1 protein-coding gene is annotated in these 16,068 nt (G+C 75.1%); it reads right to left on the bottom strand.

Annotation, left to right across the window (positions count from 1 at the left end; all coding sequences use genetic code 11):
* Positions 1–34: 34 nt before the first annotated feature.
* A complete protein-coding gene (locus ACFXHB_RS09695; RefSeq protein WP_380573346.1) occupies positions 35–16,048 on the bottom strand; it encodes an SDR family NAD(P)-dependent oxidoreductase in 16,014 nt (5,337 codons plus the stop codon).
* Between the last annotated feature and the right edge of the window lie 20 nt (positions 16,049–16,068).

Below are 16,068 nucleotides of genomic sequence, written 5' to 3'. Positions count from 1 at the left end.
GGCGTCGGGTGGTGTGCGGGGGTACCGGTGGCGGTCAGCTGCCGAACTCGGTGTCGATGAGGTCGAAGAGCTCGTCGTCGGAGGCGGTGTCGTAGTCGATCTGTTCCTCGGCGGGCCCGCCGCCGTTCGCCGTCGACCAGGTGGCCAGCAGGCCCTGGAGCCGGGTGGCCACCTGGGCGCGGGCCGCGTCGCCGGCCGGGGTCTCGGCCAGCATCGCCTCCAGCCGGCTCAGCTCGACCAACAGCGGGTGCGAGGTGGCCGCGGCCTCGGCGGCCGGGTCCAGCCGGTCGTACAGGTAGTGCGCCAGGGACAGCGGCGTCGGGTAGTCGAAGACCACCGTGGCCGGCAGGCTCAGCCCCGTCACCTCCCGGAGCCGGTTGCGCAGTTCGACGGAGGTGAGCGAGTCGAATCCGGCGTCCTTGAACGCCGTCTCCGGCTTGACCTGCTCCGCCCCGGCGTGGCCGAGGACCGTCGCCACCCGGCCGCGCACCAGGTCCAGCAGCAGCGCCTCCTGCTCGGCCGGCGCGAGCCCGGCCAGCCGGCGGACCAGCCCGCCGCCACCGTCGCCGGTGGCCGCCCGGACGGCCTGCCGGCCGGTGCGGACCAGGCCGCGCAGCATCGGCGGGACACCGCCGCCGAGCGCGGCGTCGGCCCGCAGCGCCCGCAGATCCAGGTCGACCGGCACGAGCAGGGCCTCGCCGGTGCTCAGCGCCGCGTCGAACAGGGCCATTCCGGCCTCGGCCGTCAGGGGCCGGACACCCCCGCGCCGGCCGGACCGGTCCTGGCCCGACCCGTCGACGGAGCCGTCCTGACCGGCGGTCCGCGCCCACCCGCCCCAGGCCAGCGACGTGCCGGGCAGACCCGCCGCCCGGCGTCGGTGCGCCACCGCGTCCTGGTGGGCGTTGGCCGCGGCGTAGCCACCGGTGCCGGCGCCCAGGAAGACCGAGGAGGCGGAGGACATCAGCACGAACGCGTCGAGCTCCGGCGCCAGTTCGCGGCTGAGCTCGTCCAGGTGCCGGACGGCGGTCACCTTCGGCGCGAAGACCCGCGCCATCCGGTCCGGGTCGGCCTCGCCGATCACTCCGGCGTCGAAGACCCGGGCGGCGTGGACGATGCCGGTCAGCGGGTGCTCCGCCGGGACGGCGCCGAGCAGGGCGGCGACCGCGTCCCGGTCGGTGACGTCGCACGCCACCACCGACACGGCCGCCCCGGCGGCGGTGAGTTCGGCGGCGAGCGCCGCGGCGCCCTCGGCGTCCGGGCCACGCCGCCCGGCCAGGACGAGATGGCGGACGCCGTGCCGCGCGACCAGGTGGCGGGCCGCCAGCGCGCCCAGCGAGCCGGTGCCACCGGTGATCAGGACCGTGCCGTCCGGGCGGAAGGCCGGCTCCTCGCCCGGTGCGTCGGCGCCGGCGGCGCGGGCCAGGCGCGGCACGTGCAGCGCCGTCCCGCGCACCGCGACCTGCGGCTCGCCGAGCGCGAGCACCTCGGCGAGCACCGCCTCGGTGTCGCCGTCGCCGTCGCCGTCGCCGTCGAGCAGGATGATCCGGTCCGGGCTCTCCGACTGGGCCGCCCGGACCAGGCCCCAGACGGCCGCGCCGGCCGGGTCGGTCAGCGCGACGTCGCCGCCGGCCGGCACCGCGCCCCGGGTCCGCACCACCAACCGGGCGTCCTCCAGGGACTCGTCGGCCAACCATGACTGCACCACCGCCAGTACCCGCGAGGTCAGCGCGAGCACGGCGTCCGCGTCCTCGCCGTCCGCGACGGCCGGCAGCAGGACCACCGGGGGTACGTCCCCGCCGGCCGTCAGGGCCGGCAGGTCCGCCGCGGTGCGCACGGTCGCCCGGCGGGGCGCCGGGCCGGCGGGCCGCAGCGGGGCCGGTGGCAGCACCGTCCAGTCCACCCGGTACAGCGTCTCCTCGTCCGCCGTGCCCGACGCGACCGCCAACTGCTCGGCGGTGAGCGGCCGCAGCGTCACGCCGGCCGCCGTCAGGACCGGGCCACCGGTCTCGTCGACCGCCGCCAGCGCCAGCGTGTCGGGCCCCTGCCCGGTGACCCGCACCCGCAGCGCCGAGGCGCCGACGGCGTGCAGGGCCAGCCCGTGCCACTGCGAGGGCTGCCACGTCCGGTCGCGGTCAGCCGCACCCGCGTCCCGCAGGGCGGGGTGCAGGGCGGCGTCGAGCAGCGCGGGGTGCAGGCCGAACCGGGCGGCGCCGTCCCGCTGCTCCCCGGGCAGGGCGACCTCGGCGAACAGCTCCTCGCCGCGCCGCCAGGCCGCCCGGACGGCCCGGAACAAGGGTCCGTACTCGTGGCCCTGCCCGATCAGCTCGGTGTAGAGGCCGTCCAGGTCGACCGGTTCCGCACCGGCCGGGGGCCAGACCGCGGTGTCGAACTGCGGGGCGGCATCCGCCGTCGGCGCCACCGCCAGGGTGCCGACGACATGACGGGTCCAGGTCTCGGCGGCCTCCTCGCGCGCGGAGTACACCTCCACCGCACGCGTGCCGTTCTCGTCGGGGCCGCCGACGGCGACCTGGACGCGGACACCACCGTGCTCGGGCACCACCAGCGGGGCCTCGACGACCAGTTCGGCCAGGGTGCCGCAGCCGACCTCGTCACCGGCCCGCACGGCCAGCTCCACCAGCGCGGAGCCGGGGACCAGGACGACGCCGCCGACGGTGTGGTCGGCCAGCCAGGCGTGGGTGCGCAGCGAGAGCCGGGAGGTGAACACCAGCCCGTCGGACTGCGGGAGTGGGACGACCGCGCCCAGCAGCGGGTGATCGGCCCTGCCCTGGCCGAGCGAGGCCGCGTCGGTGGCCGGGGCACTCCGGAGCCAGTAGTGCTCGTGGTCGAAGGCGTAGGTGGGCAGCTCCACCCGAGCGGCACCGGCCCCGGCGGGCAGGGTCTTGGCCCAGTCCACCTCGGCGCCCCGGACGAAGAGTTCGGCCACCGAGGCGAGCAGGGTGTGCGCCTCGGGGCGGCCGTCGCGCAGCGAGGCCACCGCGACCGCGCCCTCGCCGGCGGACTCCGCCACGACACCGCTCAACGCGGCACCCGGGCCCAGCTCGACGAAGACCGCGTCACCGAGCCCGGCCGCCGCGGCGATCCCGTCCGCGAACCGGACCGGCTGCCGCACATGATCCACCCAGTAGGCAGGATCGGTGAGTCGACCCGGTTCGGCCGGACGGCCGGTGAGGTTGGAGATCACCGGCAGCCTCGGCTCGCGCCAGGTGACCTCGGCGAGCACCGTGGCGAACTCCGCCAGCATCGGCTCCATCAACGCCGAGTGGAAGGCGTGCGAGACCGTCAGCCGCTTGACCTTGCGGCCCTGCGCCTTCAGACTCTCCGCCGCCTTCAGCACGGCCGCCTCCTCACCGGAGAGCACCACCGACGACGGACCGTTCACCGCCGCCAGATCCACCCCGCCACCCAGGAACTCGGCGACCTCGGCCTCCGTCGCCGCCACCGCCACCATCGCGCCACCCGACGGCAACGCCTGCATCAACCGACCCCGCGCCGCCACCACCGCCGCCGCGTCCTCCAGCGACAACACACCCGCCACATGCGCGGCCGTGATCTCACCGATCGAATGACCCAACACCGCATCCGGCCGAACACCCCAGGACTCCACCAGCCGGAACAACGCCGTCTCCACCGCGAACAGACCCGCCTGGGTGAACACCGTCTGATCGAGCGAACCCGCCGTCCCGTCCACCACGTCCTTGACCGCGTGCTCCACCCGGCCCGCCAAGTACGCGTCCAACGCCGCACACGCCGCGTCGAACGCCTCCGCGAACACCGGGTAGCGCTCGGCCAACTCCCGTCCCATCCCCACCCGCTGGGAACCCTGACCCGGGAACACCAACACCGTGCGAGCCGAACCGCCACCCGTCACCAGCGCGGCATCCGACTCCCCGCGCGCCAACGCACCCAGACCCGCCAGCGCCTCCTGCGACGAACCCGCCACCACCACCGCACGCTCGGACAGCAGCGCCCGCTGCGACACCAAAGCGGCGGCGACGTCCGGTTCCGCGACCTCGGAGGTCTCCAGGAAGGCGGCCAGCCGCCCGGCCTGGCCCGCCAGCGACCCGGCGCTCTTCGCCGACAGCACCAGCGGCGCCAGGGCATCGGGGGCGGTCACGACCGCCTGCTCCACCTCGGCGTCCTCCGGCACCTGCTCCAGGATCAGGTGCGCGTTCGTCCCGCTCAGCCCGAACGAGGAGACACCCACCCGGCGGGGGCGGCCGGTCTCCGGCCACGCCCGCGCCTCGGTCAGCAGCTCGACGGCGCCCGCCGTCCAGTCCACCTGGGAGGACGGCGCGTCCACGTGCAGCGTCGGCGGCAGCACCCCGTGCCGCAGCGCCTCCACCATCTTGATCACCCCGGCCACGCCCGAAGCCGCCTGCGTGTGGCCGATGTTGGACTTCAGCGAGCCCAGCCAGAGCGGCCGCTCCGGGTCGCGGTCGCGCCCGTAGGTGGCCAGCAGCGCCTGTGCCTCGATCGGGTCACCCAGTACCGTGCCGGTGCCGTGGCCCTCGACCGCGTCGATGTCGGACGGGGCCAGCCCGGCCGCCGCCAGCGCCTTGCGGATGACCCGCTGCTGCGACGGGCCGTTGGGCGCGGTCAGACCGTTGGACGCGCCGTCCTGGTTCACCGCGCTGCCGCGCACCACCGCCAGGACGTGATGCCCGTTGCGGCGCGCCTCGGACAGCCGCTCCAGCACCACCACGCCCGCGCCCTCGGCCCAGCCCGTGCCGTCCGCCGCGTCCGCGTAGGACTTGCACCGGCCGTCCGAGGCCAGACCCCGCTGCCGCGAGAACTGGACGAACGCGCCGGGACCGGTCATGACGGCCGCACCGCTGGCCAGGGCCAGCGAGCACTCACCGGACCGCAGCGCCTGCGCGGCCAGGTGCATCGCCACCAGCGAGGACGAGCACGCCGTGTCGACCGTCACCGCCGGACCCTCGAAGCCGAACACATAGGAGACGCGGCCGGAGGCCACACTGCTGCCGGCGCCGGTCGTGACGAAGCCCTCCAGCTCGGCGGGGACGTCGCTGCCCGAGCCGTAGCCGGCGCCCATCAGACCGGAGAACACCCCGACGTCGGTGCCCTTCAGCGTGGCCGGGTCGATGCCCGCACGCTCCAGCGCCTCCCACGAGGTCTCCAGCAGCAGCCGCTGCTGCGGGTCCATCGCCAGCGCCTCACGCGGCGAGATCCCGAAGAAGCCCCCGTCGAACAGAGCCGCCTCGTGGAGGAACCCGCCCTGGTCGACGTAGGAGGTACCGGCCTTGTCCGGGTCGGCGTCGAACAGACCGTCCAGGTCCCAGCCGCGGTCGGACGGGAACCCGGACATCGCGTCCCGGCCCTCGCTGACCAGCCGCCACAGGTCCGCCGGACTCGCCACGCCGCCGGGCAGCCGGCAGGCCATCCCGACGATCGCGATCGGCTCGCCGGGGTCGGCGGCCACCGTCGGCAGCGCGGGCGCCGCCGGAACACCCGTCCCCGTCGTCTCTCCGAACTCACCGTGCAGATGACGGGCGAGCGCGAGCGGGGTGGGGTGGTCGAACACGACCGTCGCGGGCAGCTTGAGGCCGGTGGCCTCGCGCAGCCGGTTGCGCAGCTCGACCGAGGTCAGCGAGTCGAAGCCGGAGTCGCGGAACGCGGTGTCGGTCTTGACGCCCTCCGGTCCCGCGTGCCCGAGCACGGTCGCCGCGTGGGTGCGGACCAGGTCCAGCAGCAGCGCCTCCTGCTCGGCCGCCGACAGCCCGGTCAACCGGCCGGCCAGCCCGCCCGTCGTGTCGCTCGCGGCCGACCGCGCGGTCTGCCGGCTCACCCGGATCAGGCCGCGCAGCAGGGGCTGCACCTCACGGCCCGCCGCCGCGTCGGCGCGCATGGACCGCAGGTCGAGCTTGATCGGGACGAGCAGCGCGGCATCGGTGCGCAGCGCCGCGTCGAAGAGGTCCAGGCCCTCCCGCGAGCCCAACGAGCGGCTCCGGCTGCGACCGGTCCGGGACTCCTCCGCCGTGTCGAGGTGGGCGGTCATCGCGGTGGCCTGCTCCCAGAGGCCCCAGGCCAGCGACACGGCCGGCAGACCGTCGGCGCGGCGCCGGTGGGCCACCGCGTCCAGCTGGGCGTTGGCCGCCGCGTAGTTGCCCTGCCCCGCCGAACCGAACACCCCCGCCGCCGACGAGAACACCACGAACGACCGCAAACCCGGCGCCAACTCACGCGTCAACTCGTCCAGATGCCGCACCGCGGTCACCTTCGGACCGAACACGTACGCCAACCGCTCCGCCGTCAGCGCCCCGAACACACCGTCGTCCAACACACCCGCCGTGTGCACCACACCCGTCAACGGATGCTCCACCGGCACCGACGTCAACAACGCCGCCACCGCCGCACGATCGGTCACATCACACGCCACCACCGACACCGACGCCCCGAACCCGGCCAACTCCGCCGCCAACTCCGAAGCACCCACGGCATCAGGACCACGACGACTCACCAACACCAACCGCCGGACCCCGTGCCCCGTCACCAGGTGCCGAGCCAGCAGCCCACCGAGGGTGCCGGTGCCGCCGGTCAGCAGCACGGTGCCCTCCGGGTCGAACGCCGGGGCCCCGTCGGCCGCGGTCCGGTCTCCCGGCACGACGGCCCGGGCGATCCGGGGCGCGAACAGCGTGGTCCCGCGCACGGCGACCTGCGGCTCACCGGTGGAGAGCACGGCGGCGAGCACCGGTTCGACGTCGGTCCCCGGGGCGGCGTCGGTGTCGAGCAGCACGATCCGGTCCGGGTTCTCCGCCTGGGCGACCCGGATCAGACCCCAGACCGCCGCACCCGCCGGGTCCGTCACCGCGGCGTCACCACCGGCGGCCACCGCGCCCCGGGTGACGACGACCAGCTGCGCCGCCTCCAGCCCCCGGGTGGCCAGCCAGGCCTGGACGATCTCCAGCACCCGGCCGGTCAGGTCGAGCGCCGCGTTCTCGTCCGTGAGGTCCCCGACCGCGTCCAGGACGACGACGGGCGGCACACCCGAGCCGTTGGTCAGCATGGCCACGTGGTCCGGGGAGGCCACCGGCACCCAGGCCGGCGGCAGTTCCAGGCCCGGAGCGGCACTCGTGGGCAGCTCCGTCCAGTCGACCCGGAACAGCGCGTCCCGGCTCTCCTCGGCGCCCGCCCCGCCCAACTGGTCGGCGGACACGGCGCGCGAGACCAGGGAACGGAGCGTCAGGACGGGCCCGCCGGTCTCGTCGGCGGCCTCCAGCGAGAGGGTCTGCGGATCGGCGCGCACCAGACGGACCCGCAGGGCCGAGGCGCCGGCCGCGTGCAGCCGCAGCCCGTTCCAGCCGAACGGCAGGTGCACCTCGGAATCGCCGCCCGACCGGTTCTCGCCCGTCGGGTCCCCGAGCGCCACATCCAGCATCACGGGGTGCAGGGCGGCGTCGAGCAGCGCGGGGTGGATGCCGAACCGGGCGGCGCCGTCGCGCTGCTCCTCGGGCAGGACGACCTCGGCGAAAAGCTCCTCGCCGCGCCGCCACACCGCCCGCACGCCCTGGAAGGTCGGCCCGTAGCCGTACCCCGCCTGCGCGAGCAGGTCGTAGCCGCCGGTGACGCCCACCGGCTGCGCGTCGGCGGGCGGCCAGGCGGTGAAGTCGAACGCCGGAGCGCCGGCGTCCGAGGTCGCCGTCAGCGTGCCGGTGGCGTGGCGGGTCCAGTTGTCGCCCCCGGTGTCCCCGGCGCCGTCCCCGGCGCTGTCCTCACGGACGGAGTAGATGCCGACGCTGCGGGCGCCGGTCTCGTCGGGGCCGCCGACGGTGACCTGGACCCGGACGCCGCCCTGCTCGGGCAGCACCAGCGGGGCCTCGATCACCAGCTCGTCCAGCGTGCCGCAGCCGACCTCGTCACCGGCCCGCACCGCGAGCTCCACCAGCCCGGTGCCGGGCACCAGCACGGCGCCGCCGACGGCGTGATCGGCGAGCCAGGGGTGGGTGTGCAGGGAGAGCCGGAAGGTGCAGAGCACGCCGCCCGTCTCGGGCACCGCCACCACGGCGCCGATCAGCGGGTGGTCGACACCGGCCTGACCGAGCGCGGCCGCGTCCGTGGCCGGGGCGGTCCGCAGCCAGTAGTGCTGCTGGTCGAAGGCGTAGGTCGGCAGGTCCGCCTGCGCGGATTCGGCGCCGGTGGGCAGCACACCCGTCCAGTCCACCGGGACGCCCCGGACGAACAGTTCGGCCATCGAGGTCAGCAGGCGGCGCGGGCCGCCCTCGTCCCGGCGCAGTGTGCCGGTCACCAGGGCCTCGGCCCCGGCCTCGTCCACGATCTCGTTGACCGGCTGGACCAGCACCGGGTGGGCGGAGGCCTCCACGAACACCGTGTGGCCCTGGCCGAGCAGGTCGGCGACGGCCGGCCCGAAGCGGACCTGACCGCGCAGGTTGCGGTACCAGTAGCCGCCGTCCAGCACGCCCGCCTCGTCGACCCAGGCGCCGGTGACGGTGGAGAAGAACGGCACCAGCGGGGCCTGGGCACGGATGTCCGCGAACGCCTGGGTGAGGGTTTCCTCGATGGCCTCGACGTGGCGGGTGTGGGAGGCGTAGTCCACCGCCACCCGGCGCACCCGGACCCCGTCGGCCTTCAGCACCGCCAGGGCCTCGTCCAGCGCCTCGGCGTCACCGGCCACCACCACGGAGGACGGGCCGTTGACGGCCGCCACCTCCACCCGGTCCGCCCACGGCTCCAGCCTGGTCAGCGCCTCGGCCTCGGACAGCGCCACCGACGCCATCCCACCACGCCCCGCGAGGCTGCCGGCGATCACCTGGCTGCGCACCGCCACGATCCGCGCCGCGTCCTCCAGCGAGAGCGCGCCCGACACACAGGCCGCCGCGATCTCACCCTGCGAGTGCCCGACCACCGCGTCCGGGACCACACCGACGGACGCCCAAACGGCGGCCAGGCCGACCATCACCGCGAAACTCGCCGGCTGCAGCACATCCACGCGCTCCAGCAGCTCGGCCGGCGCCTCACCCCGCAGCACCTCGACCAGCGACCAGTCCACCCAGCGCTCCAGCGCCGCCGCACACGCCGCCACCCGCTCGGCGAACACCGGCGAGGACTCCAGCAGCTCACGACCCATCCCGGCCCACTGCGAACCCTGCCCCGGGAACACCAGCACCGTCCGGCCCGTACCGGACAGGCTGCCCGCCACCAGCCCCGGCGCGGACTCGCCCCGGGTCAACGCGCCCAGCCCCGCCAGCGCCTCGGACCGCGAACCCGCCACCAGCACCGCACGCTCGGAGAGCACCGCACGCCGCGTCGCGAGGACGCCGGCCACGGCGGCCGGCGACAGCGACTCGGAGGCCTCCAGGAAGGCCGCCAGCCGCTCGGCCTGCCCGGCCAGCGAGGCGGTCGACGCCGCCGACACGACCAGCGGCACCACCGCGTCGGGCCCGGCCTCGACCGCGACCGGGGCCTCCTCGGGGGCCTGCTCCAGGATCAGGTGCGCGTTCGTCCCGCTCAGCCCGAACGAGGAGACACCCACCCGGCGGGGGCGGCCGGTCTCCGGCCACGCCCGTGCCTCGGTCAGCAGCTCCACCGCGCCGACCGACCAGTCCACCTGCGGGGTCGGTTCCTCGACGTGCAGGGTGGGCGGCAGCACCCCGTGCCGCAGCGCCTCCACCATCTTGATCACACCCGCGACACCCGCCGCCGCCTGGGTGTGGCCGACGTTGGACTTGACCGATCCGAGCCAGAGCGGGAGGTCGGCGGCGCGACCGCGGCCGTAGGTGGCGAGCAGCGCCTGCGCCTCGATCGGGTCGCCCAGTGACGTGCCCGTCCCGTGGGCCTCGACCACGTCGACATCGGTGGTGGACAGGCCGGCGTTGGCCAGGGCCTTGCGGATCACCCGCTGCTGCGAGGGACCGTTCGGCGCGGTCAGACCGTTGGAGGCGCCGTCCTGGTTCACCGCGCTGCCGCGCAGCACGGCCAGGATCCGGTGTCCGTTGCGGCGCGCCTCGGAGAGCCGCTCCAGCACCACCACACCCGCGCCCTCGCCCCACCCGGTGCCGTCGGCGGTCGAGGAGAACGCCTTGCAGCGGCCGTCGGGGGCCAGCGCCTTCTGCCGCGAGAACTCCACGAAGGTGTGCGGCGTCGCCATGATCGTCGCACCGCCGGCCAGGGCCAGCGAGCACTCGCCCGAGCGCAGGGCCTGCGCGGCCAGGTGCATCGCCACCAGCGAGGAGGAACACGCCGTGTCCACCGTCACCGCCGGGCCCTCGAACCCGAACACGTACGACACCCGGCCCGAGGCCACGCTCATCGCCGAACCGGTGGCGGTGAACCCGCTCAGCTCGGGCGGGATCACGCCACCGATCCCGTAGCCCTGGGTCATCACGCCGGAGAACACCCCGACGTCCCGGCCCTTCAGCGAGGCCGGGTCGACCCCGGCCCGCTCCAGCGCCTCCCAGGACATCTCCAGCAGCAGCCGCTGCTGCGGGTCCATCGCCAGCGCCTCACGCGGCGAGATCCCGAAGAACCCCGCGTCGAACAGCCCCGCGTCGTGCAGGAAGCCGCCCTGGTCGACGTAGGAGGTGCCGATGTTCTCCTGGTCCTCGTCGTAGAGACCGCCCACGTCCCACCCGCGGTCCACCGGGAAGCCGGACACCGCGTCGCGGCCCTCGGACACCAGCCGCCACAGGTCCTCCGGAGTGACCACGCCGCCGGGCAGCCGGCAGGCCATCCCGACGATCGCGATCGGCTCGTCCAGGTCGGCCGCGGCCACCGCGGGAACGGCGGCGGCAGCGGCGGTGTCGCCGAGTTCCTCGCGCAGGAAGCGGGCGAGCGCCACCGGCGTGGGGTAGTCGTAGACGACGGTGGTGGGCAGGTTGAGGCCGGTCGCCTCACGGAGCCGGTTGCGCAGCTGGACGGAGGTGAGCGAGTCGAAGCCGGCGTCCTTGAACGCCTTCTCCGCCTTGACGTTGGCCGCGCCGGCGTGCCCGAGCACGGTCGCGACGTGCGTGCGCACCAGCTCCAGCAGCAGGGTCTCCTGCTCCGCCGCGGCCAGCCCGGCGAGCCGGTCGGCCAGCCCGGAGGCGGTCCGGACGGCCCGGCGGCCGACCGGCACCAGACTGCGCAGCAGCGGCAGGACCCCGCGCCCCGTCGCGGCCTCGGCCCGGACGGCCCGGAGGTCCAGCTTGATCGGCACGGTCACGGCCCGGCCGGTGCGCAGGGCCGCGTCGAAGAGCTCCAGGCCCTCCGCCGGCGCGATCGCCAGGAAGCCTCCCCGGTTCACCCGGTTCTGGTCCGCCTCGGTGAGGTGCGCGGCCATGCCGCCGGCCTGCTCCCAGAGGCCCCAGGCCAGCGACACGGCCGGCAGACCGTCGGCGCGGCGCCGGTGGGCCACCGCGTCCAGCTGGGCGTTGGCCGCCGCGTAGTTGCCCTGCCCCGCCGAACCGAACACCCCCGCCGCCGACGAGAACACCACGAACGACCGCAAACCCGGCGCCAACTCACGCGTCAACTCGTCCAGATGCCGCACCGCGGTCACCTTCGGACCGAACACGTACGCCAACCGCTCCGCCGTCAGCGCCCCGAACACACCATCGTCCAACACACCCGCCGTGTGCACCACACCCGTCAACGGATGCTCCACCGGCACCGACGCCAACAACGCCGCCACCGCCGCACGATCGGTCACATCACACGCCACCACCGACACCGACGCCCCGAACCCGGCCAACTCCGCCGCCAACTCCGAAGCACCCACGGCATCAGGACCACGACGACTCACCAACACCAACCGCCGGACCCCGTGCCCCGTCACCAGGTGCCGAGCCAGCAGCCCACCCAGCGAACCCGTCCCACCCGTCAGCAGCACCGTGCCCTCCGGGTCGAACGCCGGGGCCCCGTCGGGCTCGGCGGCGTCGACGGCGCGGACCAGGCGCGGCGCGGACAGGGTCGTCCCGCGCACGGCGACCTGCGGCTCGCCCGTGGCCAGCGCCGCGGCGAGCACGGCGTCGCCGGCGGCGTCGGTGTCGCTGCCGCTGTCGCTGTCCAGCAGCACGATCCGGTCCGGGTTCTCCGCCTGGGCGACCCGGATCAGACCCCAGACCGCCGCACCCGCCGGGTCCGTCACCGCGGCGTCACCACCCGCGGCCACCGCGCCCCGGGTGCGCACCACGAGACGCGAACCTTCGAAGTGCGGCGCGGCCAACCAGGCCTGCACGGTCGCCAGTACCCGGCCGGTCAGACCGAGCGCCGCGTCCTCGTCCGCGGCGTCCCCGACCGCGTCCAGGACTACCACGGACGGCACCGGCCCACCGTCGGCCGGCTCGCCCACCTCCGCCGCGCCGGACAGCGCGGTCCACCGCACGGCGGCCGGGGCGGCCGCCCCGGGCAGCTCGGTCCACTCCACCCGGAACAGCGCGTCACCGCCCGCAGAGCCGGCCACCTGCTCCACCGCGAGCGGACGGAACGTCACCGCCTCGGCCGCCAGAACGGCGGCGCCGGTCTCGTCGGCGGCCTCGAACGAGACTGTTCCGGCGCCGAGTCGGGCGAGTCTGACCCGCAGTGCCGCCGCGCCCGTGGCGTGCAGCACCAGCCCGCTCCACCGCAGCGGCTGCCACAGCCGGTCGCCGTCGGCCGCCACGGTGTCCCGCAGGCCCGGGTGCAGGGCGGCGTCGAGCAGCGCCGGGTGGATGCCGAAGCGGTCGGCCTGGTCCTGGTGGTCCTCGGGCAGGGCGATCTCGGCGAAGAGCTCCTCACCACGGCGCCACAGCGCGCGCACCCCCTGGAAGGCCGGGCCGTAGGCGTAGCCCTGCGCGACCAGGTCGGGGTAGAGGTCGTCGATGTCGGCCGGCTGCGCCCCCGCCGGGGGCCAGGCCGTGAAGTCGAAGGCCGGGGCGGCGTCAAAGGCCGGGGCGGCGTCGCCGACCGTGGTCGGGGCCAGCCGGCCGGCGGCGTGGCGGGTCCACGCGTCAGCGGCGTCCTCGCGGGCGGAGTACACCTCCACCGTGCGCGTGCCGTTCTCGTCGGGGCCGCCGACGGCGACCTGGACGCGGACGCCGCCGTGCTCGGGCACCACCAGCGGGGCCTCGACGACCAGTTCGGCCAGCGTGCCGCAGCCGACCTCGTCACCGGCCCGCACGGCCAGCTCCACCAGGCCGGTGCCGGGGACCAGGACCACTCCCCCGACGGCGTGGTCGGCCAGCCAGGCGTGCGTCCGCAGGGAGAGCCGGGAGGTGAACACCAGCCCGTCGGACTGAGGGAGTGGGACGACCGCGCCCAGCAGCGGGTGACCGGCGCCGGTCAGGCCGAGCGCCGCCGCGTCCGTCACCGAGGCCATCATCTGGAGCCAGTAGTGCTCGTGGTCGAAGGCGTAGGTGGGCAGCTCCACCCGAGCGGCACCGGCCCCGGCGGGCAGGGTCTTGACCCAGTCCACCTCGGCGCCCCGGACGAAGAGTTCGGCCACCGAGGCGAGCAGGGTGTGCGCCTCGGGGCGGCCGTCGCGCAGCGCGGCCACCGACACGGCACGGCCGTCGACCGTCTCGTCCACCACGCCGCTCAGCGCGGCGCCCGGGCCCAGCTCGACGAAGACCGCGTCACCGAGCCCGGCCGCCGTGGCGATGCCCTCGGCGAACCGGACCGGCTTCCTGACGTGGTCCACCCAGTAGGCCGGGTCGGCCAAATCAGCCACCCCGGCCACCTGACCGGTCACGTTGGACACGATCGGGAACCGCGCCTCACCCCAGCTCACCCCGGCCAGCACCGTGGCGAACTCCGCCAGCATCGGCTCCATCAACGCCGAGTGGAAGGCGTGCGAGACCGTCAGCCGCTTGACCTTGCGGCCCTGCGCCTTCAGACTCTCGGCCGCCTTCAGCACGGCCGCCTCCTCACCGGAGAGCACCACCGACGACGGACCGTTCACCGCCGCCAAGTCCACCCCGCCACCCAGGAACTCGGCGACCTCGGCCTCCGTCGCCGCGACCGCCACCATCGCACCGCCCGACGGCAACGCCTGCATCAACCGACCCCGCGCCGCCACCACCGCCGCCGCGTCCTCCAGCGACAACACACCCGCCACATGCGCGGCCGTGATCTCACCGATCGAATGACCCAACACCACATCCGGCCTGATGCCCCACGACTCCACCAGCCGGAACAACGCCGTCTCCACCGCGAACAAACCCGCCTGGGTGAACACCGTCTGATCGAGCGAACCCGCCCTACCGTCCACCACGTCCTTGACCGCGTGCTCCACCCGGCCCGCCAAGTACGCGTCCAACGCCGCACACGCCGCGTCGAAGGCCTCCGCGAACACCGGGTAGCGCTCGGCCAACTCCCGTCCCATCCCCACCCGCTGGGAACCCTGACCCGGGAACACCAACACCGTGCGAGCCGAACCGCCACCCGTCACCAGCGCGGCATCCGACTCCCCGCGCGCCAACGCACCCAGACCCGCCAGCGCCTCCTGCGACGAACCCGCCACCACCACCGCACGCTCGGACAGCAGCGCCCGCTGCGACACCAACGCGGCGGCGACGTCCGGTTCCGCGACCTCGGAGGTCTCCAGGAAGGCGGCCAGCCGCCCGGCCTGGCCAGCCAGCGACCCGGTGCTCTTCGCCGAGATCACCAGCGGCACCGGGCCGGCACCCGGCGCGGCTTCCCCCGCGACCGGCTCCAGCTCCTCCTCGGGGGCCTGCTCCAGGATCAGGTGCGCGTTCGTCCCGCTGACACCGAAGGAGGACACCCCGGCCCGGCGCGGCCGCTCCACCTCCGGCCACGGCCGGCTGCGGTCGAGCAGCTCGACGGCGCCCGCCGTCCAGTCGACCTGCGAGGACGGCGCGTCCACGTTCAGGGTCGCGGGCATCACGCCGTGGCGCAGCGCCTGCACCATCTTGATCACACCGGACACACCGGCCGCGGCCTGGGCGTGGCCGATGTTCGACTTCAGCGAGCCGAGCCACAACGGCTGCCCGGGCTCGCGCTCCTGGCCGTAGGTGGCCAGCAGCGCCTGCGCCTCGATCGGGTCGCCCAGTACCGTCCCGGTTCCGTGCCCCTCCACCACGTCCACGTCGGCCGGGGTCAGTCCGGCCGCCGCCAGCGCCTTGCGGATGACCACCTGCTGGGAGAGCCCGTTGGGCGCGGTCAGCCCGTTCGACGCGCCGTCCTGGTTCACCGCGCTGCCGCGCAGCACGGCCAGGACGCGGTGTCCCTTGCGACGCGCCTCGGAGAGCCGCTCCAGGACCACCACACCCGCGCCCTCGGCCCAGCCGGTGCCGTCCGCCGCGTCCGCGTAGGACTTGCACCGGCCGTCCGAGGCCAGACCCCGCTGCCGCGAGAACTCCACGAAGGTGTGCGGGGTGGCCATCACCGTCGCGCCGCCCGCGAGCGCCATCGAGCACTCGCCGCGCCGCAGCGCCTGGGCGGCCAGGTGGATCGCCACCAGCGAGGACGAGCACGCCGTGTCGACGGTGACCGCCGGACCCTCGAAGCCGAACACGTACGAGATCCGGCCGGACGCCACGCTGCCCGCCGCACCCGTGCCGGCGAAGCCCTCCAACTCCGGCGGCACGCTCCCGCCGAAGAAGTAGTCGACGCCCATGATCCCGTTGAACACCCCCACGTCGGCGCCCTTGAGCGAGGCCGGGTCGACCCCGGCCCGCTCCAGGGCCTCCCACGAGGTCTCCAGCAGCAGCCGCTGCTGCGGGTCCATGGCCAGCGCCTCACGCGGCGAGATCCCGAAGAACTCGGCGTCGAACTTCCCGGCGTCGCGCAGGAATCCGCCCTGCCCGACGTAGGAGGTACCGGCCTTGTCCGGGTCGTCGTCCAGGAGCGTGTCCAGGTCCCAGCCGCGGTCGTCCGGGAACGCCGACACGCCGTCCCGGCCCTCGCTGACCAGCTGCCACAGGCTGTCGGGGCCGGTGACGCCGCCGGGCAGCCGGCAGGCCATCCCCACGATCGCGACCGGCTCGTCCGCGTTCCGCTGGACCTGCTTGCGCAGGTCGTGCAGTTCGGCCGTGACACGCTTGAGGTACTTGAGGATCTTCTCGTCCGTGGCCATCTTCAATTCCTCACCGGGGG

The organism is Kitasatospora sp. NPDC059327 (genome assembly GCF_042752535.1).
GTDB lineage: Bacteria > Actinomycetota > Actinomycetes > Streptomycetales > Streptomycetaceae > Kitasatospora.
Note: the sequence above shows the minus strand (reverse complement) of the source record. Positions and strands in the feature narration are given on the sequence as shown.

Bases quoted from the DNA above. Each gene is read 5' to 3' on its own strand.
- ACFXHB_RS09695 (WP_380573346.1), bottom strand. From the start codon at position 16,048: ATGGCCACGGACGAGAAGATCCTCAAGTACCTCAAGCGTGTCACGGCC.